This window comes from Leptolyngbya sp. NIES-2104 (assembly GCF_001485215.1).
Classification (GTDB): Bacteria; Cyanobacteriota; Cyanobacteriia; order Leptolyngbyales; family Leptolyngbyaceae; genus Leptolyngbya.
This window is the reverse complement of record NZ_BBWW01000001.1, coordinates 2,647,615-2,670,722: the sequence shown is the minus strand read 5'-3', so window position 1 is coordinate 2,670,722 and position 23,108 is coordinate 2,647,615. Positions and strand designations below refer to the sequence as shown.

The 23,108-nt window shown below is 47.2% G+C and carries 24 protein-coding genes; 9 read left to right on the top strand and 15 right to left on the bottom strand.

The genetic code is table 11. The features are described from left to right. Positions 1-3: 3 nt before the first annotated feature. The 5 genes from NIES2104_RS12435 to NIES2104_RS12415 form a co-directional block, all read right to left on the bottom strand. A complete protein-coding gene (locus tag NIES2104_RS12435) occupies positions 4-1,785 on the bottom strand; it encodes an ABC transporter ATP-binding protein (RefSeq protein ID WP_058998505.1) in 1,782 nt (593 codons plus the stop codon). A gap of 44 nt (positions 1,786-1,829) precedes the next feature. Continuing rightward, positions 1,830-2,381 (bottom strand): Uma2 family endonuclease, encoded by a 552-nt coding sequence (locus tag NIES2104_RS12430; protein ID WP_058998504.1) that lies wholly within the window; start codon positions 2,379-2,381, stop codon positions 1,830-1,832. A 3-nt stretch (positions 2,382-2,384) separates the two neighbouring features. Then, positions 2,385-2,753: a 2Fe-2S iron-sulfur cluster-binding protein gene (locus NIES2104_RS12425; RefSeq protein WP_058998503.1), complete on the bottom strand. Its 369-nt coding sequence runs from the start codon at positions 2,751-2,753 to the stop codon at positions 2,385-2,387. A 52-nt stretch (positions 2,754-2,805) separates the two neighbouring features. Then, positions 2,806-3,027, bottom strand: a complete 222-nt coding sequence (locus NIES2104_RS12420) for a hypothetical protein (protein WP_059001693.1) — start codon at positions 3,025-3,027, stop codon at positions 2,806-2,808. Positions 3,028-3,095: 68 nt separating this feature from the next. Then, positions 3,096-4,424 carry a D-alanyl-D-alanine carboxypeptidase gene (locus NIES2104_RS12415; protein ID WP_058998502.1) on the bottom strand — a complete coding sequence of 443 codons (1,329 nt, stop codon included), beginning with the start codon at positions 4,422-4,424 and terminating at the stop codon, positions 3,096-3,098. Positions 4,425-5,081: 657 nt separating this feature from the next. Between NIES2104_RS12415 and NIES2104_RS31760 the strand changes: the two genes are divergently transcribed. Together NIES2104_RS31760 and NIES2104_RS12410 are read left to right on the top strand one after the other, a co-directional pair. Continuing rightward, the gene (locus NIES2104_RS31760; RefSeq protein ID WP_156426940.1) at positions 5,082-5,240 is read left to right on the top strand and encodes a hypothetical protein; all 159 of its coding nucleotides are present in this window, start codon (positions 5,082-5,084) and stop codon (positions 5,238-5,240) included. Positions 5,241-5,333: 93 nt separating this feature from the next. Further along, the gene (locus NIES2104_RS12410) at positions 5,334-7,364 is read left to right on the top strand and encodes a CHASE2 domain-containing protein (RefSeq protein ID WP_058998501.1); all 2,031 of its coding nucleotides are present in this window, start codon (positions 5,334-5,336) and stop codon (positions 7,362-7,364) included. Here the strand turns inward: NIES2104_RS12410 and NIES2104_RS12405 are convergent. Both NIES2104_RS12405 and NIES2104_RS12400 read right to left on the bottom strand, forming a co-directional pair. Further along, positions 7,353-7,898 (bottom strand): NUDIX hydrolase, encoded by a 546-nt coding sequence (locus NIES2104_RS12405; protein ID WP_058998500.1) that lies wholly within the window; start codon positions 7,896-7,898, stop codon positions 7,353-7,355. The two genes, NIES2104_RS12410 and NIES2104_RS12405, sit on opposite strands and share 12 nt — an antisense overlap. A gap of 2 nt (positions 7,899-7,900) precedes the next feature. Next, complete coding sequence (locus NIES2104_RS12400) at positions 7,901-9,391, bottom strand: RluA family pseudouridine synthase (protein WP_058998499.1); 1,491 nt, start codon at positions 9,389-9,391, stop codon at positions 7,901-7,903. Between the two features lie 222 nt (positions 9,392-9,613). Between NIES2104_RS12400 and NIES2104_RS12395 the strand changes: the two genes are divergently transcribed. After that, positions 9,614-9,829: a hypothetical protein gene (locus tag NIES2104_RS12395; protein WP_058998498.1), complete on the top strand. Its 216-nt coding sequence runs from the start codon at positions 9,614-9,616 to the stop codon at positions 9,827-9,829. Between the two features lie 55 nt (positions 9,830-9,884). On the opposite strand, the gene NIES2104_RS12390 is transcribed toward NIES2104_RS12395, so the two are convergent. The 4 genes from NIES2104_RS12390 to NIES2104_RS12375 form a co-directional block, all read right to left on the bottom strand. Beyond that, the gene (locus NIES2104_RS12390) at positions 9,885-10,418 is read right to left on the bottom strand and encodes a hypothetical protein (RefSeq protein WP_058998497.1); all 534 of its coding nucleotides are present in this window, start codon (positions 10,416-10,418) and stop codon (positions 9,885-9,887) included. A 176-nt stretch (positions 10,419-10,594) separates the two neighbouring features. Continuing rightward, the gene (locus tag NIES2104_RS12385; protein WP_058998496.1) at positions 10,595-10,897 is read right to left on the bottom strand and encodes a hypothetical protein; all 303 of its coding nucleotides are present in this window, start codon (positions 10,895-10,897) and stop codon (positions 10,595-10,597) included. Further along, positions 10,897-11,946 carry an ABC transporter permease gene (locus NIES2104_RS12380; RefSeq protein ID WP_058998495.1) on the bottom strand — a complete coding sequence of 350 codons (1,050 nt, stop codon included), beginning with the start codon at positions 11,944-11,946 and terminating at the stop codon, positions 10,897-10,899. Before NIES2104_RS12380 ends, NIES2104_RS12385 begins: the two co-directional genes overlap by 1 nt. A 36-nt stretch (positions 11,947-11,982) precedes the next feature. Next, a complete protein-coding gene (locus NIES2104_RS12375; protein ID WP_058998494.1) occupies positions 11,983-12,495 on the bottom strand; it encodes an adenine phosphoribosyltransferase in 513 nt (170 codons plus the stop codon). Between the two features lie 111 nt (positions 12,496-12,606). On the opposite strand from NIES2104_RS12375, the gene NIES2104_RS12370 reads away from it, so the two are divergent. After that, entirely contained in the window at positions 12,607-12,984 is a 378-nt protein-coding gene (locus NIES2104_RS12370; protein ID WP_058998493.1) for a hypothetical protein, read from the top strand. 209 nt (positions 12,985-13,193) lie between these two features. On the opposite strand, the gene NIES2104_RS12365 is transcribed toward NIES2104_RS12370, so the two are convergent. Then, positions 13,194-13,652, bottom strand: a complete 459-nt coding sequence (locus tag NIES2104_RS12365; RefSeq protein WP_263970949.1) for a hypothetical protein — start codon at positions 13,650-13,652, stop codon at positions 13,194-13,196. Positions 13,653-13,744: 92 nt separating this feature from the next. Next, on the bottom strand, positions 13,745-15,130 hold the full coding sequence (gene dnaA, locus NIES2104_RS12360) for a chromosomal replication initiator protein DnaA (protein WP_058998492.1): 1,386 nt from the start codon (positions 15,128-15,130) through the stop codon (positions 13,745-13,747). Positions 15,131-15,298: 168 nt separating this feature from the next. On the opposite strand from dnaA, the gene NIES2104_RS12355 reads away from it, so the two are divergent. The 4 genes from NIES2104_RS12355 (at position 15,299) to NIES2104_RS12340 (ending at position 20,047) form a co-directional block, all read left to right on the top strand. Beyond that, positions 15,299-17,965, top strand: coding sequence for an RNA helicase (locus tag NIES2104_RS12355; RefSeq protein WP_059001691.1), 2,667 nt, complete (start codon positions 15,299-15,301; stop codon positions 17,963-17,965). A 133-nt stretch (positions 17,966-18,098) separates the two neighbouring features. After that, on the top strand, positions 18,099-19,172 hold the full coding sequence (locus NIES2104_RS12350) for a two-component system response regulator (RefSeq protein ID WP_082689977.1): 1,074 nt from the start codon (positions 18,099-18,101) through the stop codon (positions 19,170-19,172). 114 nt (positions 19,173-19,286) lie between these two features. Beyond that, positions 19,287-19,484 (top strand): hypothetical protein, encoded by a 198-nt coding sequence (locus NIES2104_RS12345; RefSeq protein ID WP_059001689.1) that lies wholly within the window; start codon positions 19,287-19,289, stop codon positions 19,482-19,484. 74 nt (positions 19,485-19,558) lie between these two features. After that, positions 19,559-20,047 (top strand): Tic20 family protein, encoded by a 489-nt coding sequence (locus NIES2104_RS12340; protein ID WP_058998491.1) that lies wholly within the window; start codon positions 19,559-19,561, stop codon positions 20,045-20,047. Here the strand turns inward: NIES2104_RS12340 and NIES2104_RS12335 are convergent. Continuing rightward, a complete protein-coding gene (locus NIES2104_RS12335) occupies positions 20,044-20,835 on the bottom strand; it encodes a fumarylacetoacetate hydrolase family protein (RefSeq protein WP_058998490.1) in 792 nt (263 codons plus the stop codon). The genes NIES2104_RS12340 and NIES2104_RS12335 overlap by 4 nt on opposite strands. A gap of 194 nt (positions 20,836-21,029) precedes the next feature. Between NIES2104_RS12335 and rpsF the strand changes: the two genes are divergently transcribed. Next, entirely contained in the window at positions 21,030-21,347 is a 318-nt protein-coding gene (gene rpsF, locus NIES2104_RS12330) for a 30S ribosomal protein S6 (RefSeq protein WP_058998489.1), read from the top strand. A 75-nt stretch (positions 21,348-21,422) separates the two neighbouring features. On the opposite strand, the gene NIES2104_RS12325 is transcribed toward rpsF, so the two are convergent. Then, positions 21,423-23,099 carry a PRC-barrel domain-containing protein gene (locus NIES2104_RS12325; protein ID WP_058998488.1) on the bottom strand — a complete coding sequence of 559 codons (1,677 nt, stop codon included), beginning with the start codon at positions 23,097-23,099 and terminating at the stop codon, positions 21,423-21,425. Positions 23,100-23,108: the final 9 nt, after the last annotated feature.

Genomic DNA, 23,108 nt, shown 5'->3' with positions numbered 1-23,108 from the left:
TGTTCATTTCTGACGGTTTTGCAGTTGATACAGTTGAGTAAATAAGCCTCGATGTTCTAGTAGTTGCTGTAGATTTCCTTGCTCAACGACTTGACCCTGATTCAGCACAATAATTTGATCCGCTTGCTCGATCGTCGAAAGTCGATGAGCAATCACAATCACAGTACGATTTCGACTCAGCGTTTTCAATGCTTCCTGAATCAAATCCTCAGCAATACTATCCAGTGCATTCGTGGCTTCATCGAGAATCAGAATTTCGGGATCGCGAATAATCGCTCGTGCCAGGGCGATTCGCTGTCGTTGACCCCCCGACAATCTCACCCCTCGATCGCCAATATGTGTGTCATATCCAGACGGCAACTGTCGAATAAATTCATCTGCATTCGCAAGTTGAGCCGCTGTGATGATTTCATCATCGGTTGCATCAAGCCGACCATAAGCGATGTTCTCTCGAATCGTCGTGCTGAACATATAAATATCTTGGCTAACGATCGCAAGTCGATCGCGCCACGCCTCCAACCGAAGCTGTTTCAACGGACAACCATCGATATAGATTTCTCCGATCGTGGGATCAAAAAACCGACACAGCAAACTAATCAGCGTCGATTTTCCTGCGCCAGACGGTCCCACAAATGCCGTCGTTTTTCCTTGTGGAATGCACAGCGAAATATTTTGAACAGCAGACGGCTCATGAGCATTGTAGTGAAAGCTAACTCCTCTAAACCAAATCTCCCGCTCTAATCCCTGAAACGGAATGTGCCCGGAGATCAAATAAGGTTTATCAGCGCGATCGAGCAGTGCCATCACTTCCGCAACCGAACTCATCAAACTCGCCAACGCCACACGCGCCGCGTCTATTTGCTTCACCTTCGGCTGCAATCGATACAGAATAAACACAAACGTAAGTAAGGTTGGTAACGCTGTTTGATTTGCTCTCAGTGCAATGACCAGAATCAATAAAAGCAATGCTGCGGACAATGTTTCTGATAAAGGACTGACAATTCCGGAAAGCATTTCTAGCTTAAAGAACGATCGCCGCACTCGTTCTGATGCTCGATCGAACCGCTGTTGCTCATAGCGCTCCCGTCCAAATGCCCGAATCACGCGCATTCCGCCCAATCCTTCCCACATACGATCGGCAAGCGATTGATTCGCCTGCACTGCCGCTTGACCGATCGATTTCACCTGCCGCGTCACAATCTGAATCGTGATCGAAATCAGCACGATCGCAATACTCACCCAAATTGTTAACTGCCACGAAATCAGCAGCAAAAACACAGCAAACACTAAAACCGTACAGCTATCGATAATCAAATTGACAAAGATACTCAGCGCTCGGCTAGTTTGCCAAGTTTCGGTTGCGAGTGTATTGATAAACTTTCCGGTATCATTGCGCTCTAGATAGCTGTAGCTCACACTCAGAAGCTGGTTGAAAATGTTCGATCGTAGTCTGTGACTAATCTGAGAATTCAACCAAGCAAACAGCACCGTATTACTGTAGGTCAATATAGATTTCAGTAGAATACAGACAAAAATAAATCCAGCGATAAATACAAATCGAGACTCGTCTGGAATTCCAGAGAAAAGCTGATGAATCGAGCCAAGGAAAAAGTTTCCACTCGAAGCGTCGGTCTGTTGAACGCTTTGAAGGAGCGGAATGAATAGACTAATACCGAAGCCTTCAGACAGAGAAGACAAAATGCCTAAAACCACGATCGCTGGAATCGCCCAAGGATATAGCTTGATCAGCGGCAAAAGACCGCGAATCGCCTGGAATGTCTTCATACGTTCTGAAATCCACAGCGTTCGCCCTATTGTAAGACCATCCTCTAACTGTTGAGAACGCGATCGATTGAAATTTCTGTTTCAGGAAATGCAAAAGGCGCGATCGTTCCCGTCGTGAACTTCGTCTCCGAACTGTAATCCCCATTCTGCGGATCACGAAACACGATCAATTCTGACTTTTTGAGGTTTACCACCCAATATTCACGAATTCCAACTTCAGCGTAGATTTTGCGCTTACTCTCAAGATCTTTGCTCAAGCTGGAATTAGAATACTCGATCACCCAAAAAATGTTTTCAGGATATGGATGATGGCTCCGATATTCACGTCCGAGATCTTGAACAATTGCCAAATCCGGTTCCGGTTCTGACTGGTTTGGTAACGTAATCGGTTTATCAGCGCGAACATCTGCTAAACCATCCAAAACTTTCAGCAGATATTTGAACGCTTCGTTCGAGTCAAACGCATGAGGTTCTCCTTCTGGCGGCATTTCGATAATTTCTCCTCGCAATAGTTCCACGCGGCGATCGTCCAAAATGCCCGCCTCGATCATTTGATGATATTCATCTAGTGTCCATTTCGCGATCGACACACTCATGGCTTATTCCTCATCTAATGGCAATCCCCGCTTCACCCGACCTTTGCCAAAAAAGCGCCCGAATTGCAGTTCGTACACTTCATCTTCATCTTGTGTTTCGACTTCGATATCCGATCGCGCATAGCTCACACATAAAAGTGCATAGCCCTGTTGCTTCAATTCCGGCGACAATCCTACTGCTTCCGGCTGTTCTAAATCTCCAGATAATACTCGCACTGCACAAGTCGTACAGGCTCCGTTGCGGCAGGAAAACGGTAGTTCAACCCCTTGAGTTTCGCCGCATTGAAGAATATAGCGATCGCTCGGTACTTTGAACGTATAGAACTTGTCTTTTTGACGATGATAGACACGAATCGTGTGAAACTCAGTCATGATACTTTTTTGAATCTTCTTTACTCACTGTAGAACTTTTTGCAGTCATAGTTCAGGCTGCATAGTTGTAGACAGGAACTTTCGTAAAGTGATCTGGTTCGTGTTTGGTTAGAATAGTTTGCTGCAATCGCTCTACAGTTGAGGGCGAAAAGAATTGTTCTCCGGTTTCTTCATTGACACGAGCGGGAACATTCTGAATCACAAAAACTTGCCCATTCACTTGAAGCGTATAAGTCACCTGTTTCTCGACTAGGATCTCTTGTGGATTAGTCATCGCGCGGGTTCCTTTGAGTAAAGTCATCATTCCATCAATCAGAATCAGGCTCGTACACAGCGATAATTTTAATTTGCTTTTTCAATCACAGATTTGAGATTCGCTCGATCGCGATTTGCCGCTAGTTCTGCCGGAGCCGTTGGCACTCTCCCCCATTGATTCGCAAACGAATTTAACAATGCTTCTTGTCCTGAGCGGAATCCTTCTAGATTTGCGCCCCCACCATTCATAATCACAAACCAAACTAAGCCATTCTTGCTAGTGGGTAATACTCCCGCTAACGCACTCACTTCATTGAGACTGCCGGATTTTGTCACGAGTCCAGTCGGAAGCTTGCGACCGTCGAGAATCCCTTCATCAGTGCCGACGATCGCGAAAATATCCCCGATCGTCATTTTTGAGGGTTTGAGCAATTGATCGATCGCTAAAAACATCGAGCATACAGCCCGCGGCGAAATTCGATTTTCCACTGCTAACCCCGAACCATTGACTAAAATTACTTCGGTCTGGGGTACTCCTGCGGCTTGTGCAGCTTTGAAAGAAACGACTTTCGCGCCCCCGATCGAGCTTGCCACAATCTCTGCCATTGCATTATTACTAAAACGGTTCATTCTCTTTAGCAGTTCAGGCAGCGGTAACGATTGATGTCGCGCGATCGTCTTAAAGCTTGGAGGATTCGCGGCAACTTTTACCGAACCTGCGATCGCGATTTGTGGTTTGGGAGTGCCAGCCGGAAGCGTTTCATATTGTGCGATCACTTCACTCGACCAAGTTTTCGCATTCAAGCCTTGTTTTAGTAGTGTTCCAGTCTTGCCTAAATCGGTCTCAAAATTCATGAAGAAGCGACCTGTGACAATCAAATCGCCTGTGACTTGTTTGATTCCTTGTTGAGAAAGTGCATTTCCAAGTGCGATCGCTTCTTCCCAGACGAAAAGCGGATCATCGCCCCCTTGAACAATCAAATCCCCTTTGACGACTCCGTTTTCAATCGTTCCATTCGTTCCCACGATCGTTTGAAATCGATGATCAACTCCGTAAGTCTGTAGTGCCGCTAGAGAAGTTGCAACTTTCGTAAGCGATGCAGCAGAAAGGGGTGTCGTTCCCTGATGGTTTGCGAGAAGCTGATTTCCGGTTTGAATCCAGAGACCTTGAGCCGATGACGGATAACCTTGAGCGGCGAGTTTAGCGAGATACGGTTGAACAAGCTTCGTGGTGTTTGGATCTGGAGTCGTGGGCGCGATCGCGAGCGGGGCAGACGGCGGTGCAGAAGGAATAACGAGATTGCGGGCTGCTTCTGGTTTGGGGCTTTCAGAAACCGGAGATTGAGCCGTTTCAGGATTAGAACATCCCGCTATCAGCAGCAAGCTAACCAACAGGGCAGAAGCAGAGTAGCGCATAGAACATTTGAACGAAGAATCGGAATTTAGCTTAGCTCATTTTTGTGGCGTTGAAATTGAGCGATCGTGCTTGCCCTGCAATTTCTGTTGTCATCAGTATGAATTAATACTTAATTAAGTGGAAAAAGTCCTATTTTTTCGCTGAATTCTTGTTATTTAGGAAGCCTTGTCTTACATAAGAAAAAGGAATGTGTACAACTCAGATTCGATCAAGCAATGACTCAAATCTAAATCAAGAAATCAGCCTACAAAAAAATACGCAAACATTTAAATTGTGCAGAAAACCACAGGATGTAAGCTCCCTCAGCCTTAGCGGTTGAATGTTCGCGCTTCCTAACAATCTTTACACAAGCTGCATGAGTTCTTTAATGAAGCTTGTTATATCTGGCTAGAATTCTACGTATAATTGCTGAGATGGGAAAACAAGTGTGTATAGTATTTTGATTGCGACCGAACCTTTTGTAACTCAGGACGTTCGCAAATCGCTCTATTCCTTCCGTTACAGCAAAATTCTTGTTTTCCCAGTTCAGTTCCCATGAAATTGGCGTAGATGAAGTTGATCTTTTACGCTTCCCTGATCATTCCGAATGCAATCAATTGCTGCCCCGTTTGGAATTGAATCACTCAACTGTTGAACCTTTACTTACTGCCTAAAAAATGACCCCCACTCAATTCTTTCGTGTAACCTGTAGCCTGAGTTTGCTGCTTGGAATTTCCTTTACCTTCATGTCCGGTTTTTCGATTCAGGCTCAAATTGACCCTCCTCCTGGATCAGGTGCTCCTAGCGGCACAGTCGGAGGCGGTTCACGAGCGTAATTTCGGTCATTTTCTATAGACAATAGAATCACACTGCCCTACAGTTTGTAACAGGTTCGCGATCGTGTAAAAGCTGAGGAGTGATTGAGATCAGTGCGGCAGTGGGTAGGGGTTGGAATCAGCGCGATCGCCGTTGCAGCTGCTGTGCTCGGCTTGCAAGTGGCAGGTGCGTTTCAACCACTGGAACTCATGGTGCTAGACCAATGGTTTCGGGCGCGTCCACCGGAGGCAGTTGATGCTCGGATTGTAATTGTGACGATCGACGAATCCGATTTTAATGCGATCGGACGCTATCCGATTCCAGATGCTGAATTTGCTCAAGTGCTCTCTAAGATTCGCCAGCAAAAGCCGCGTGTGATTGGGATGGATGTCTATCGCAACCTTCCGGTTGAACCGGGACACAATGCGTTGATTCAGATTTATCAACAGACTCCGAATCTGATCGGGGTTGAAAAAACGTTGAGCGGTGCGAATATGCCCTCGGTTGATCCGCCTCCGATTTTGCGGGAACAGGGTCAGATAGCAGCGAGCGATTTAGTGCTTGATCCAGACGGGAAGGTGCGGCGCAACCTTTTATCGCTGCGGGTTAATTCAATTTGGGGAAAGCAGGCGCGAACGGTAACGACTCTGGGAACGCGGCTGGCGTTAGAGTATCTCAAGGCGGAAGGCGTTACGCCACGATCGCTGCCCGGTGGAGCGATTCAACTTGGAAAAGCGTATCTTGAACCTTTGCAGGCGAATGCGGGGGGGTATGTTCGTGGTGATATTGGTGGATTTCAGCTATTGGCGAATTTTCGGAATTTGCAGCGATCGTTTACTTCGGTGAGTTTTAGCGATGTGTTAAACGATCGAGTCGCTGCCCAATTAATGCAGGATCGGATTGTCTTGATTGGCTCGATCGCGGAGAGTTTGAACGATCGATTTTTCACGCCTTATTCTAATACGGCGAAACTCACATCCGCTGGGGTTGTCATTCATGCAGATTTCACCAGTCAGTTGATTAGTGCAGCGCTGGACAGTAGACCGATTTTGCGAGGCGTACCAGAGTGGATTGAAACAATTTGGTGCTGGCTGTGGTTGGGAATCGGCGTAGTGCTGGGAACAAGATTTCGGGCACCCCATCGGACTTTCGTTTGGATGGTGGGAGTGGCGATCGCGGGAGTTCTTACGGCTTACGGTCTATTTCTATCAGGCTGGTGGATTACGATCGTGGCACCGCTGATTGGAATGAAGCTAATCGTTGTAGCAACACGAGTCTACTGGCTATGGCAATCGTTAGTACAATCTCATCATGCACTGCAAGACTATACAAAGACGCTTGAACAAAAAGTACAAGAACGAACACAAGCGCTAACAGAACAGAATATTGAATTAACGAGGGCGAAACAGGAAGCGGAAGCTGCCGATCGAGCAAAGACGACGTTTCTAGCGAATGTGAATCACGAGTTGAGAACGCCGCTTTCAATCATTTTGAGTAGTAGTGAACTGATGAGCTATGATAAGACGCTTTCTCCGAAACAACGAGAGCGCTTATCAATGATTAATCAAAGCGTGAACCATTTGCTTGATCTCATTAATGAAGTGCTAGAGTTAGCCAAACTCGAAGCAAAAGCAGAAACAATCGGGATTCAAACACTCTCGTTAAAACAGCTACTGCATAATCTTCTAAAAATGTTTGAGCCGCAAGCGATCGAGAAGCGGATTCAATTGAATTTAGAGTGTGCCACTGAAGTTCCGAATTGGATTCAAACTGATGAACGAAAACTTCGTCAGGTCTTGATTAATTTACTAACAAATTCCTTAAAATTTACCAATCACGGAAGTATTACACTACGAATCTCTTGTTTGAATCCAAAACTGCTGCGATTTGAAGTGTCAGATACGGGAATTGGCATTGCAGAATATGAGATTGAATCGTTGTTCAAAGCATTTATGCAAACGGAATCTGGACGGCGATCGGGAAAAGGGACGGGATTAGGATTATCGATTAGTCAGCAATTGCTGGAATTACTAGGAACCAAGCTTCAGGTACAAAGTATGCCTAATGTGGGCACAGCGTTTTGGTTTGATTTGTCGATCGAGCCTGCAACAGCTCCCACTCCCGAAGCTAATTTAACCTTTTAAGGATTTTTGAATCATGCGTTCAATTCCTGGATCAAGTTGCAGTGCTTTGAGTTGATCTAGAGAAAACCACTCTGATCGATCGACATCAGTTGCTGGCTTTAAGGGTTGCAATTGGGTGATGCAAAGATAGCGAAAATCAAAATGCAAATGACTTGGATATTTCTTCGTTTCTGGAATGCGATGGACATCTAAATCGAGTAATGAGGCTCGATTGGGGTCAAGTACGATTCCCAGTTCTTCTTGAGCTTCTCGGAGCGAAACAGTGAGCAAATCAGGCTCTTCAGCTTCTGCATGTCCTCCCGGTTGCAACCAGCGATCGAGGGTTTTGTGATGAATCAATGCAAACTGCTGTGTCTCTTTTGCCATCACCCAAGCACTTCCGGTTGCGTGTCCTGGCTCAAAGCAAAAGGAATCCATCGGTTCAGCACTGTGTTTGAAATGATCAAGAATGGCAGCTTTGTGAGCGGCTTCGATCTCGTCGATCGGGCAATGAAGTTCGATCGCTTGAATGATCGCTTGAATGGAAGATTTCATCGTTAGAAGGGCGTAACGGTTTTGAGAGTCAAGGTTTGTCCGCGATGGGTGAATTGTAGATCGCGTGCATGTAAGTGTAAGCGATCGCTTGAAGTAGGATCGCCATACAATCGATCGCCCACGATCGCGACTCCGAGTCCCTCAGCGGCATGAACTCGTAACTGATGAGTTCGTCCGGTAACAGGATAGAATTCGATACGAGTAGGGGCTAACACTCGAAAGTTTGTGATAGCAGATTTTCCACGGTGATCGACTTTTTGCTTGGGTCGATCGTTCGGATCACTCCACAGCGGTAACTCGATCGTACCTTCTTTTTGCGTAATCGGTTTCGATAACACTGCTTCGTAAACTTTGTGTATTTTGCGTTGTTGGAACTGTTCGCTTAACTGTTTATAAGTTTGCGTATCGCGGGCAAGAATCAACAATCCAGAAGTATCTTGATCTAATCGATGAACGGGAATTAAGAATTCAGAAAAGCGATCGAGAATGCAATCTTGCCCGTATCGTCCTCGCACTGACAACACTCCAGCAGGCTTATTCACGACGATGATCCAATCATCTTGATAGACTAGTTCGATCGACTCCAGCCCCGAAAGCAAAAATCCTAGAATCGGCTGACATCGCTCCACACACGCTCCATAAAATTCGCCTTGAATCTTATCGCCAATCGATTCCCCCCACCAAAATTCTGCCATTGCTAACGGTTTTAACCCATGAGTTGCCGCATGATGCAAAAGTTTCGGGGCGCAGCATTCTCCGGTTCCGGTTGGCATCGAAGTGAGCAAACTAGACAGCGATCGCGTTTCTCCAGCAAAATTCGTCACGCGATAACTATCGTACATTTCTAATTGAAGCTGCTGTGATAATCGTTTGCGTTGTTGCTTGAGTTGTAGAATCTGCTTGTCAGCTTGATCAATGATTTGTTTTAATGGGTTGAGAATAGAACTGCGATCTCGTTTCAAATTCCGTTTCTCAATTCCATCTCGCTTACTCTGTTCATCGAGATCAGAATTATTATCATTTTGTCTCTGCTTTTGTCTTTCTAGTTTTCGCTGCTGATGTACTTCTGATAATTGCTTCAATTTCTGATTGTATTCTTCAGATAGTTTCTGATATTGTTCTCGTTCAGGAATTTCGTGAAGTTGGATAATCTGTTTCTTAAGCGATTCGAGTAATGTTAGTGTAATTGATTCATTTAGCTGAACTCGATCGCGTCCCGGAATCGGCGGAACCCACCCTTGTGCAATACTCTCCCCGTTCAACAATCCTGAAAATGCTTTGAGAATTTGCTGTTTTCCTTGAGCGGTCTCTGCAAGTAAAACACCGTACATTTTACCCTCGCGGGAATACTGCTCATCTGCGGCAAGTTCCTGCATTAATTCGTGCGCGATCGCTTCAACAAATTGGGTGCGAGGTAAGCGTAAAAGTTTGTTCGATCGCGGACAAATTCCCTCGTACCAATACACTGGTTGTTCATTAATATTTCTACACATTTATGCGATGATAGCAAAATATTTGTGCCAGAATTGAGGAACGACCTATTTTTCCAACGAACGCCCAAGCGATTGCTTGTCTTATCGTCTGCCAACAATTGTCAAACTACTACCGTGATATTCAATTATTTCGATTCAGTTCGGAAAGAGGTCACGTCTTTATTTTGGCAGGCGAAGAACTGCAAATTCTCGTATTTCCAAATGGCAAATAGAGGTTTATCAATGAAGCCGGACTATAACACAATGACAACGGCTGAGCTTACTGCTTATGTTCTGTCTCATCGAGATGATGTAGCAGCGATCGATGCGTTAGTTGATCGTCGTAGTCCTGATTCGGAGGCAACGTGGTTTGAAGGACCGAAATCAGTTGAAGATATGGAACGGATGTCTAGAGAGTTTGAGCAAGAACTGAAAAAGCGAATTCAGAAGCACGATTAATCAAAAAAGGGGCAAGTTGCCCCTTTTCAATCAAACAGTCATGTTATGAGTTCAATTAGTCATTGATTGCCTTCGTCGCTTTTTCGGCTTGTTTCGCCGTTTGTTTCGCTAACTTCTTCGCTTCTTTCTCAGCTTGCTTTTGAGCTTTTTCGGCTTGTTTCTGAGCTTTCTTTGCTTCTTTCGTTAACTTTCCAGGCGCTTCTTGAACTGCTTCGCTGACCTTGCCAGGAGCCTTATCTGCGTTTTGCAAGCCCTTTTCGATTTGTTCTTCGATCGAGGTTGCACCCGTGTTCGACGGACGCTTCATTTCATCAAAACCAGCCGTTCCTTGAACTTCATTGAGTCCGCCACCTTTAGTGCGATCGCGAACTTCTTCTAAAGACTGCAAGCCACCTTTATCGATCGTTTCTCTAGCAGCACCCTCATATTCTTTAGCGGCTTTGGTGGTCGAGCTGCTAGGTTCATTTGCCATCGGTTTGTCTTTCACAACCGCCTGAGCCAACGCGCTTGGTGCAACCGATGCAAACAATAGCACAGCACATAGGCAGATAGTTAATACATAGCGAAGTGCAGATAACAGAGATTTCATACAATACCCTCCAAAGGTACAGAAATTTTTCTTAGGATTCTGCAAACTTGATAGTCAGCAGAATCACGTTTAATCTGCACTTATCTACTCAAAATTCCGCCCCCCCAAACATCTGTAACTAGGGGGACTTTCTCCTAGCGCAATCCCCATCGCTAGGAGGAAGGATCGCATTCTTATCATCCTTTAGAGAGAAATTCGATCGAGGGAATGAGCGGATCTTTGACCATGCCGAATCCTCTGTATCCCCAGCGATCGAGTATCGGTTTAAGTTGTGATCCAGCGACAGACTCGGTGGTAAAGCGATCGCTCATTTCGCCTGCGAACTTGTTCAAATATCCCAACGCATCGAATTGTTCCTGGAATAAGAGAACGAAGCCATTTTCGGGCGATCGAGGTTGATCGTCGTTGAGTTTCGGATAGGCGGCGAGATAACTTCCGTCGGTTCTCGATCGAATTAAATAATAGGCTTGTGAAAACATTAATTTAGGTCTTCCAGGCTAATCCGTGGATCAACTGCCTTTAATAATAGATCGGCAATGAGATTTCCTAAAATTAACATCACTGCACCCATCATCAGACTCGACATGATCAAATAAAGATCTTGTGCCTGAACTGCTTGAAGAATCAATCTTCCGAGTCCGGGTAAGTTAAAGAAATTTTCTGTGATGAATGCACCACCCAGCAAGCTTGCAAACTCAAAGCCCAACAATGTGATCAGTGGGTTGATTGCATTTCTCAACGCATGAACATAGATCACCCGATTTTCAGGCAGTCCTTTTGCTCGTGCTGTTTGCACATAGTCTTGGCGCAACACATCAAGAAGTTGTCCGCGCATAATTCGCTGTAATCCGGCAAAACCTGCGATCGCTAAAGCCAATGTCGGTAAAACTAAATGCCACGCGACATCTAGAATCTTTCCCAACGGGGTTAAATCTGCAAAATCGATGCTGGTCAAATCGCCCACCGGGAACAATGGCGACGTGTTTTGAGCAAAGATTAACAGTAACAATGCAGTAATAAAGCTAGGGAATCCTTGCCCGGTGTAGCTCAGAACTTGAAGCACTCGATCGACCCAGCGCTGCTGTTTAATCGCAGCCAATACGCCCAGCGGAATCGCCACACCCCAAGTCACAATCAGCGAAGTGAGCGCAAGTAACAAGGTCGGGGGGACTCGTTCCCAAAGTAATGAAACGACCGAGCGGTTGTACACAAAGCTCGTTCCAAAATCGCCGCGTGTGAGAATGTTCCACACCCACAAGAAGAACTGTTCTATCCAAGATTTATCTAATCCATACTGCCGTCGGAGTTGATCGATTCGTTCTGGTGAAATTCGAGGATTTTCGCGCAGCGTGTCGAGATAATCTCCGGGAGCCAGTTGAATGATAAAAAAGCTCAGAGCGGCAGCAAGAAACAATGTAAATAAAGCTTGCAACAATCGTTTAAGAACATAGATTGTTGTCTCACTTGTGAGGAGTTCGATAAATCGATCCCAGCCAGATCTAAATCTTCTTGGTGTGGAGGTCGTCATAGGAAGTTTTGCGATCGAAGTGTTGTGATTATAGCGCTAGTATTCAACCAGTGTGATGATCGGAACTTGGGGTAATCGATCGCGTCCTTTGAGATCTGTTAATTCGATCACAAATGCACATCCGACCAGTTCACAGCCGATTCTTTGAACCAATTGTGCGGTTGCGCCTGCGGTTCCACCGGTCGCAATTAAATCATCGACGATGAGAATTCGACTACCAGGCTGTACCGCGTCTTGGTGCATTTCTAAACAATCGGTGCCGTATTCTAATTCGTATTCGATCGCATGAACCGCAGCAGGTAATTTTCCAGGTTTGCGAACCGGGACGAAGCCAATCCCCATTTTGTAAGCAAGGGGCGCACCGAAAATAAATCCACGCGATTCCATTCCGACAATAAAATCGGGTTTGAGATCCGAACATTTCTCAGCGAATAAGTCGATCGTGGCTCTTAATCCGGTGGGATCTTGCAGGAGAGTGGTGATGTCCTTGAAGAGAATTCCGGGTTTGGGAAAATCTGGAATTTCGCGGATAAAGGGTTTGAGATCCATATTGGTTTAGCGCAAACGGTACTGCAATGGGTTATCGCACAAGTTCTCAAAGTTGTCATCTAAAATGATCAAGTTGAGATACGCTTAGAAACAGCGAATCGCGCCATATCCATGACTCTCCAGGAACAGGTTCAACAACAGCGAGTAAGACACATTATTAGTAGCTATCAACTCGATGGCGAGGATCATGAACTTTGTGCTGCTTGTTTGACCGCGATGTTGCAACTGTATCCGACTGGATTGATCGAATTAGCATTAGTTGAAACAATCGTGCAAAACTGGGCACGAGTTCCAATGATCAAAGGGGTTGAGTTTTTCCGACAGGTGGAAGCGCTTCTGACACAATGGCAAACTGACGCGAAAGCTTCGCTGCACGGGTACGTGTTCGCAGTTTCATTTAGTCCCGATGAGTTTTATCTTGTGACCGGACTCGATGCCTCTCCGATTTTTGGTTCTCCAAATTCGACGAGTACGATCGCGCAGCGTTAGAAGGATGTTTGAGAAGCGTTCATTCATTGCAACGCCCGCCCTGAAATGGAATTTCGGGCTAATCGGCGCAAGTCCTTTGAAAAGGACTAAGAGACTGAAACTGCCTCTGAGTCTACTTCAGTAGACTTTCCACGGTTAGCCCGAAATTCATTTCAGGGCGTGAGGCAATCGAAGCGGAAAGACCCTCTACACGTTTCAAACACCCAAAACTACTCTCGCCTCACCCCCGGATGATCCGGACAATACCGCACAATCTCAACCGTTTGCGGCAACACTCCCACCATCAGCGCAAACGCCTCACTCGGTAATCGCGCCACCAAGTCCGCCCCAAAATAATTCTCAAACTGATTGAGAATCATTTGCGCTCGTTGCAGCGGTTGAGCATTATCGGTAATTTGCTGCGTTAATCGCACCCATTGACGGCGAATCAAATACGCCTTTTGTCGATCCTCATGCGCTTTCGGATCAACCAGCGACAAATCTCCAACCGCTAAAACACCTTTGCAGTCTCGATCGAGAAAATTTCCTACAGCAGCTCCCGGACCTGCAAACTCAGCATGAAATTGCTTGTAGATAATGAGTCCATTGCGTCTACGGCTATTTACCATCAGCAAATGCCCGTGGCTAAGCTGAGCCAAAATATCAGACACGTCCTTAAAAGAATTCACTGGGAGATTGTGCCATTACACTCTAGTGGCTTTTTGGCGATCTGTCATGGGTGATGGACAGTTCACAAACAGAATAATGAACAGGCTCAAGGTTATGATTTTCGCCCTTGACTAGCGAGGTTAATCCGATCCCCAAGCTGCCGTAATGTCTGTGCCATGCTGGAATCTTTCTCTTTGAGCTGTCCGATCTTTTCACAGCTATACATGACCGTAGTGTGATCTTTTCCACCGAACACATCGCCAATTTTCGGTAGGCTCAGTTCCGTGTGATGCCGCATTAAATACATGCCAACTTGTCGAGCAACGCTGATTTCTCGACGGCGGGAATTGCCTTTGAGGTCGTCGATCGAGACTCCGAACGCTTCCGAAACCGCATTGATGACAACTTCTGGAGATGCCTCAACTTTCTCGACGGGCGGATTGAGCATCGGTGCAATATTTTCCACGGTCATCGATAGCCCGGAGATCGAAATATACGCAACGGCGCGAATCAAGGCTCCTTCTAATTCCCGAATGTTCGAGGTATAGCTAGATGCAATGTATTCGATCACTTCCCGTGGAAGCCGCATATTTTCGTACTCGGCTTTTTTCTGCAAAATCGCCATTCGAGTCTCAAGATCCGGCGGCTGAATGTCTGCAATTAAGCCCATTGAAAAACGAGAACAGAGACGCTCTTGTAATTTAGGAATCTGATTCGGTGGACGGTCAGAAGCAAGCACGACCTGCTTTCCAGCTTCGTGCAGCGTGTTGAAGGTGTGGAAAAATTCCTCTTGCGTATATTCTTTCCCTTCGATGAACTGAATGTCATCGACTAATAACACGTCAGCGGCTCGATAGCGATCGTGAAAACTCTGCAAGTCATCTTTGCGAATCGCTGTGATCAAATCATTGGTAAATTTCTCAGTCGAAACATAGAGGATCTTCGCATCCGAGGAAATTTCCAATCGATAATGTCCGATCGCCTGCATCAAATGAGTTTTACCGAGTCCAACACCGCCACAGAGAAATAATGGATTAAACTCGCGCCCCGGAGATTCCGCGACTGCCAGCGATGCCGCGTGTGCCATACGGTTATTTGGACCGACGACCAAACGCGAGAACACATACTTGGAATTGAGATCAGAGGAACTGCTCGATCGAGGCGCTTGAATTGGTAACTCTGGCAAGGTCGGACTCTCCGCCACAAATGGATAAAACAATTCTGTCTCGTCGCTTTCAGCACTCGGCACGAATCGAAACTGTACTTCTACAGGTCGCCCAACAATGCTGTGAACGGCTTCTTGAACCGTTTTCATATAGTGTTTCTGAATCCAATTTTTGGCAAATGGATTCGCTGTTCGTAGGATTAAGCACGTTTCGGTTAACTCCTCCGGCACAGCACTTTTGACCCATGTGTCGAAGGTTGGCGGACTAAACTTGAACTTGAGAATGTCAAGCACATCAGACCACATTGCATCGATCGAGCTTTCTACCGCCATATTCCCGCTCCGAACCCCAGACCAAAGCATAGAATAATTTACTGTACTTCAAGATGTCGAAACGCGATCGAGTGAACTTTTTCGATTCGCCAATCCAGTGCATAGTGCAACCGAGATCGCGCTAGGATAAAGAAATCTTTACTTAGCGACTAGCTATCGTTTCTTGTGGTGAATATTTCCTCTTCCAGAGTCGATCTTGCTCAGCTTTACCCGTTTGAATTGGATGAATTTCAACTCAGCGCGATCGCTGCACTGGAAGCTGGAAAATCCGTCGTTGTTTGTGCTCCCACTGGTTCGGGTAAAACGCTGATCGGGGAGTATGCGATTCATCGAGCGCTGGCTGCCGATCGTCGCGTGTTCTATACCACCCCGCTCAAAGCCCTTTCTAATCAGAAGTTACGAGATTTTCGCGATCAGTTCGGAGCCGAGAACGTGGGGCTACTCACTGGAGATGTTTCGATTAACCGGGATGCCCCAATCTTGGTGATGACGACTGAGATCTTCCGAAACATGCTCTACGGAACACCGATCGGGGAAGTTGGAACTTCTCTCGCTGGAGTTGAAGCGGTCGTGCTCGATGAATGTCACTACATGAACGATCGACAACGCGGCACCGTCTGGGAAGAGTCGATTATTTACTGCCCTTCAGAAGTTCAACTTGTCGCCCTGTCTGCGACGGTGGCAAATAGCGACCAACTGACAGATTGGATCGCTCAAGTTCACGGACCGACTGAGCTAATTTATTCTGATTTCCGCCCGGTTCCGCTGCAATTCTCTTTCTGCAATACGAAGGGACTCTTTCCGCTACTCGACGAAACAGGGAGCCGATTGAGTTCCCGTCTCAAGCCGAAACGCAGTCAATACCGCCCCAGAGGAGCCAATCAACGAGGCGCACCTCGCCCAGAATGTCCCAGCCTGCCGTTTGTCGTGAGCCAACTGGCAGCGAAAGATATGTTGCCCGCGATTTACTTTATCTTCAGTCGGCGCGGCTGTGATAAAGCGGTCACAGAATTAGCGAACTTGACGCTAGTGAATGAAACCGAAGCAGCACAACTGAAAGAGCGAATTGATGCGTTTCTCGATCGTAATCCCGAAGCCGGACGCGCTGGACAAGTCGAACCCCTGTATCGTGGCGTTGCAGCCCATCACGCCGGAATTCTTCCCGCTTGGAAAGGATTAGTCGAAGAACTTTTCCAAGAAGGTTTAATCAAAGTTGTATTCGCGACTGAAACGCTAGCAGCAGGGATTAATATGCCTGCCCGAACGACTGTTGTTTCGAGCCTTTCTAAGCGGACTGATGCCGGACATCGTTTATTGAATCCGTCTGAATTTCTGCAAATGTCAGGACGGGCAGGACGACGCGGAATGGACGATCGCGGCTATGTAGTCACGGTTCAAACTCCATTCGAGGGCGCGAAAGAAGCGGCATATCTTGCAACTTCTGGAGCCGATCCGCTGGTGAGCCAATTTACTCCGAGTTACGGCATGGTTTTGAACCTGCTGCAAACTCATTCGATCGAACAAGTCCGCGCCTTAATCGAACGCAGTTTCGGGCAATATCTTTCGACGCTGTATCTCAAACCTCAACAGCAAGAACTCGAACGCTGCAAACTCGAACTCAAACAACTCGAATCGATCGTGTCTGATGTCGATTGGAAGCTGTTAGCCCAATACGAAAAGCTGCAAGACCGACTTAAAGAGGAGAAACGGCTATTAAAAACGTTGCAAAATCAAGCCGATGAAATGCAGACGAGTGAAAGAGCGATCGCGCTTCAATTCGCAGTTGCAGGTACAATTCTGTCTCTTAAAGGTGACGGCTCCGAAACGATTTCCGCCGTTTTAGTCACGAAAGTTCCTGGCTCTGGTCAGTTTCCGTATTTGATTTGTCTAGGACAAAACAATCGTTGGTATGTAGCATCGGTTTCAGATGTCGCGGCTTTGCGCGGTGAAATTCCTCGATTACAAGATGTAGACAGTCTTACTCCTCCGGCTGAACTGGTGTTTCGACCGGGACAAGCTCGTAGAGGCAGCGAAGACAGCGTCGCGATCGCACAATTGATTCCCGATCCGCCCGGATTACCCGATGAGGCTCCAGAAGTTTACGCCCAACAGCAGCGAACGAATGCAGTTTTGGCACAGATGGAAGCGCATCCAGTGCATGAATGGGGCAACCGTCCTCAAACCCTCAAACGCCAACGTCGGATCGAGACATTAAGAGAAGAAATTAGCGATCGTCAAGCGAAACTCGATGAAAAAACGCAGCGTCACTGGGACGAATTCGTCGCGCTGATCGAAATTCTCCGGCGATTCGGCTGTCTCGATGATTTGACCCCAACCGCGTTAGGAGAATCCACCGCAGCGATTCGCGGCGATAACGAACTTTGGATCGGTCTGGCGCTGATGTCCGGTGAACTCGATCCGCTTGACCCGCATCATTTCGCGGCTGCCTGTGCTGCTTTGGTAACTGAAGTTTCTCGCCCTGATACGTGGATACGCTACGATGTCTCCGATCCGGTTCTCGAGGCGCTTGGAGGGCTTCGCAGCATCCGCCGTCAACTGTTTCAACTCCAGCGCCGTTATCAAGTCGCGCTTCCCGTCTGGCTCGAAGATGAATTAGTTGGCATCGTCGAACAGTGGGCACTGGGTGCTGACTGGGGAGAACTGTGCAGCAATACGAGCTTGGATGAAGGCGACGTTGTGAGAATTCTGCGTCGCACGTTGGATCTACTGTCTCAAATTCCGCACATGCCACATGTTAGGGAAGCACTTCGGACCAATGCAATTCGAGCCATTCAACTGCTCGATCGCTTCCCCGTCAATGAGAGCGTTGAGTAATCAACCCTTTGCTGCATCCCCCCGCCGACTGAAGCTGGCAAATCGAAAGACTTATTCTCCGTAGAACACCTGATTGTTTCGAGACTCGCTTTGCCCATACTGAGAAAAGAGCAATCCACTTGCAAGGTCTGCAATGGCTCTGTTTCCCGTATTGTTCAGTGACTTAGGCGATCTCTTTGTGAATGATCTCGGCTTGGAGCGACCCAGAATATTAGTCGTGGATGACCATCCATCCAGTCGAATGACGGCTGTAGCTTTGCTATCAGTCGAAGGGTATGATGTAATCGAAGCAGAAAGTGGTGTTGCCGCCCTGTCTCAATTACAAGAGACGAACCCCGATCTAATCTTGCTCGATGTGATGATGCCCGGAATGGATGGCTACGAAGTCTGTCGCCGCCTCAAAGAAGATGAACTGACGCGCCTCACTCCAGTTGTTTTTATTACAGCGCTTGACGATCGACGATCGCGCTTACGTGGAATTGAAGCAGGCGGCGATGATTTTCTCACCAAGCCTTTTGATCAACTTGAACTTTCGGCACGAGTCCGATCGCTGATTCGACAAAAGCGACTGAATGAAGATCTAGACCACGCGGAAAAGGTTTTGTTTTCGATTGCGCGAACCGTTGAAAGTCGCGATCCGAATACCGGGGATCACTGTGAACGGCTAGTGATGCGGGGGAAAGCATTCGGAGAATTTTTAGGATTAACGCGATCGCAAATTCGGGATCTGATGTGGGGTGGCTACCTGCACGATATTGGCAAAGTCGGAATTCCAGACCATGTGCTGCTGAAAAAAGGCAGACTCACCGCCGAAGAATTCCAAATCATGAAACAGCATGTGCTGATTGGCGAAAAGATTTGTCAGCCGTTGAGGACGATGCGGGGAGTTGTCCCGATTATTCGGCATCATCATGAGCGGTGGGATGGGTCTGGATATCCGGACGGATTAGAAGGCGATCGTATTCCGTTTCTAGCACAAGTGTTTCAGATTATCGATATTTACGATGCTCTAAGGAGTGAGCGTCCCTATAAAAAACCGTTCCCACCTGAAGAAGCGCTGAGAATTATTGCTCAAGAGATGAAACAGGGCTGGCGGAACCCAGAGTTGATTAAAGAATTTGGTCGATTTATTCACGCTGTTGAGATGAAAGCGAACAGCGAAGGGATTTGGTTTCAGAAATATATCAAAACTGCAAATCGAGTCTAAGCTGTATCACAGGTTTCTTTGATTTTTAGAAACCTGCTCTAGAATTAGGTTAGGGAATTTTTGGGTGAATCATTTTGCTGTAAGTTGTGATTGAGTCAGAATTTTGGAGGCGCGATGTTAGTCGTTCTGGCGGGCGATCGACTCCTTTCAGTCCAGCAAGTGTGTCAAGGGTGCTTGATGGCAGACCAAAGCGGACAACCTCGGTGGCGACAGGGACAACTGCGTTGCGGACAGGCAATTAGTCAATTGGGCGAAAAGGTGCCTGTGCAGTTTGAATGTCAGATGGGGTTTAGAATCGCCAATATTGAATAGTGTGATTCGCCCCTTCCGCGTCCAATACGTTATTCTGGGCTTATCTCTTTACGTGGATTTGGGAGAATCGAGTTATGACGTGGCGCGGATCAACAACGGTGTCCGATCGCATTTTTGCTTCTCTGGTGTATCTTCTGCCGCTCTTGGATGTCGTGGGCTTTGTCGGACGAATCTTGGTACTGACCAATTCGTTTATTAGCCCACTTGTGCAGATAGTAGAAGCACCGCTCTCACCGTTATTGTCGATTTATACCGGATTCATTCCGCTGATTGTCTTTTTTGCCTTGTTCTTGCTGGTCGTGAGAAACGAGAATGTGGCTCACTTTATTCGCTTTAATACGATGCAGGCTATTTTGTTTGGCATTGTTCTGAGCCTGATCAGCATTATTTGGCAGTATGCGCTGGCTCCCGTGTTTGGTGCAGGACTGCTGACCCAAACGCTGTTTAATGCCGTGTTCCTCGGCACGATCGCAGCGGTGGGATATTCGATCGTGCAAACTGCACTCGGACGCTATGCGGAAATTCCGACGATTTCGGATGCGGTCTACATGCAGGTGCGTTAATCCTGAAGCTGGGTTTGGCGAGTTGGAATTTTCATTCTGACGGTGTTTTCGAGAAATCCGATGCCTTCGATTTCGACCCGGACGCGATCGCCTGCCTGCATTCCTCCGACTCCTTCTGGGGTACCCGTCAGAATCACATCGCCTGGAAGTAGCGTCATCACTTGACTGATATAAGACACGAGCACATGGGGCAGAAATACCATGTCCCCGATCGAGGCGGATTGTACCGAAACATCGTTGAGAAACGTTTGAATTCGGGCATCAGGACTGATTTCGCGCACAATCCAAGGACCTAATGGGCAGAACGTATCGAAGCCTTTGGCTCGCGTCCACTGTCCATCTTTTTTTTGCAAATCGCGGGCAGTGACATCATTCGCGATCGTATAACCCCAAATTTTGCTGTGGGCTTCTTGGGGTGGGCAATCTTTGACGCGATCGCCCATAATGAGCGCTAATTCGCCTTCGTAATCGACGCGCTGAGACTGCGGTGGATAGAGAATTTCACATTCCATTGGAATGATCGTCGTCGGTGGTTTGAGGAACAGAAGCGGCTCTTCTGGAAGGGGCGTTCCCATTTCGGCGGCGTGATTGGCGTAATTTTTGCCGACTGCGATGATTTTTGAGGGGGCGCAGGGGGCGAGGAGTTGATATTGGCTTAATCGCTGATCGGTGGGTTGTCCTTTTAGCCAGGGGGGAGCGTCCAAAACCTGAACGGTGCGATCGATTTGTAGCAATCCATAGTGGATTTTGCCATCGGGAGTTTGAACGCGAACATAACGCTGTGCCATAAGAATAACCAAATCAGAGGTTTGAGATAGACCGGGTTAGATTGAGGGCGACGGATTCACAGGATGGTATAGAATTGTAATTCCTTGCCCTTTCATTATTGGGGTTTCCTTGTCTAAATCAAGTGTGATTTGCTGGATTTCGGGAGATCAAAATAAATCGAAAGAGCCATTTAGTCCGTAAGGAGTTTGTTTGGATGAGTCAGTTGTACGAAACGATGTATATTTTGCGTCCTGACATCGGGGACGAAGCGGTGGATGGTGCGATCGAGAAGTATCAATCGATCCTGAAAGAAAACGGTGCAGAGATTCTAGAGACTCAGCATCGGGGTAAGCGGCGGTTGGCTTATGAGATCGATCGGCAACGTGAAGGGATTTACGTGCAGATGAATTTCAAGGCGGATGGCAGCCAGATTGCACCGATGGAGCGGGCGATGCGGTTGAGTAGCGAAGTGATTCGGTATTTGACAGTGAAGCAGGACGAGCCGAAGGCTGAAGAGGCTGAAGAGGCTTAGGATTTGATCTGAAAAATCTCCGGTTTCGTAAGTGAAATCGGAGATTTTTTATAGGTGAAATGGCGATCGAAGGAATTAGTTGTGGGTAGCGTGTTCTTGTTCTAACGATGCCATTCCGGGTTCGGGGGCGCGGAGTTCTTCCTCTCGAATCGTTGGTTCTTTGCTGTAGACCGAACTCAAGAGAATGTTGATGACACCAGCCGATTCAGCTTGCTCGATCGCACGATGCGTAATGATTTCACCGACGTTGAGGATGACATTATCTTGTCGATCGAGAATCACCCGATTCACCGGACGACCCAGAGCATTTTCGACTCGGTTGCGGTGGATTGCCTCAGCGCTTTGACCTCGGTAATCCTCGAATTTCCCTTTCAGGTCATGCCAAAGGGTTTTCGCATTTTCACGAGCGATCGAAGCTTCTTGCTGGAAGACTGAGGCTTCTTGCTCGAAACGGTTACGAGCGATCGAACTTTGGCTTTGGAATCGAGTGCGAACTACTGCCAGCGAATCGTTTGTGGTTCCGCGAACGGCTTCGGTCGGGTGCAAACCAACTGCATCTAATAATTCCGCTTCACGATTTGCGGCTTTTGCTCGATCGATGACGATATCGCTAACGATTTGACCGGGAGCTGTAATGATCGAACCGTTGTCAGAACGAATCAGGCGATCCGATCGTCGTCCTTTTGCTTGTTCGACTCCGAGCCGAGCGGTGAGATTTGAGAAGGTTTCGTTGGCGCGTTGGGTGAGACTCTGAAATCCAGTGCTGACTTGAGCGCTGACATCTTGGAATCCAGTTTGAACCCGGTCGCGCAGGGCAGCGGAGTTATCACCAAAATCTTGAGATTGACGATTGATTGGAGCGGTCAGACTTCCACCTGTAGCACAATACAGCGATTCGAGTTCGTCTGCATATCGAGCCGCTTCCGCAACGGTCAAAGTCACGACTTGGTCTTTGCCGATCAGGAGTTGACCATCATTGGTAAAAATATCTCGATCGACGGGTTTGCCAATCACGTAAGCGAACTGTTCATCGGGGTCAACAAACTGATTGGTCATCGTTGCAGTTGCATGACGAGTTCCATTCTCGAAACCGTTAGAAGCTTCCTGCAATTTCGCATGTGCGGCCTCTGTACTCCGCTGAATTTGCTCGTTTGTGGATTGGGCAGCGGATTGAAGTTTCTGACCTGCAACTTCTGAATTTTCTTGAATCCGAGTCGATGCGGTTTGGACGGCTCCACGAATTCCACCGACTTGCTCTTCCATCAGATCAGCGGTTTCAGGCGGCACGAACGTTGCATCTTCACCGATTCGGAGCGTGTGCGGTGCAGGAATGAACGATCGACCAGAGTAAGCATCGGCAAAAATTCCACCCGAAGCTTCGTAGCCTTCGATCATGCCCGTTTGCTCGTCAAAGAAGAGATCGACGACTGAACCGAGATAGCGTCCATCTGTTGTGACAATCCGAGTGCCTTTGAGCGTGAGGTTACGATCGAGCACTTGATTAATGCGATCGTCATGTTTTGCAGAAATGATCGTGTCACGGCTCGAAATAATCAAAGTATCGGTTCCAAATGCAGAAATCGCATTCAACGGAATGACTTTTGCTGAGTGGAATAATCCCGCTTCTTCGACGAGAACACCCAATAACTGATTGGTATCTTGATCAAAAATTAAATCTTGAACTCTTGCAACTCGCTTTCCAGTATCAAAGGCAGTAATGCTTTTGCCCAGGATATCGCTTCCTTTTCTCATGATGTCCTC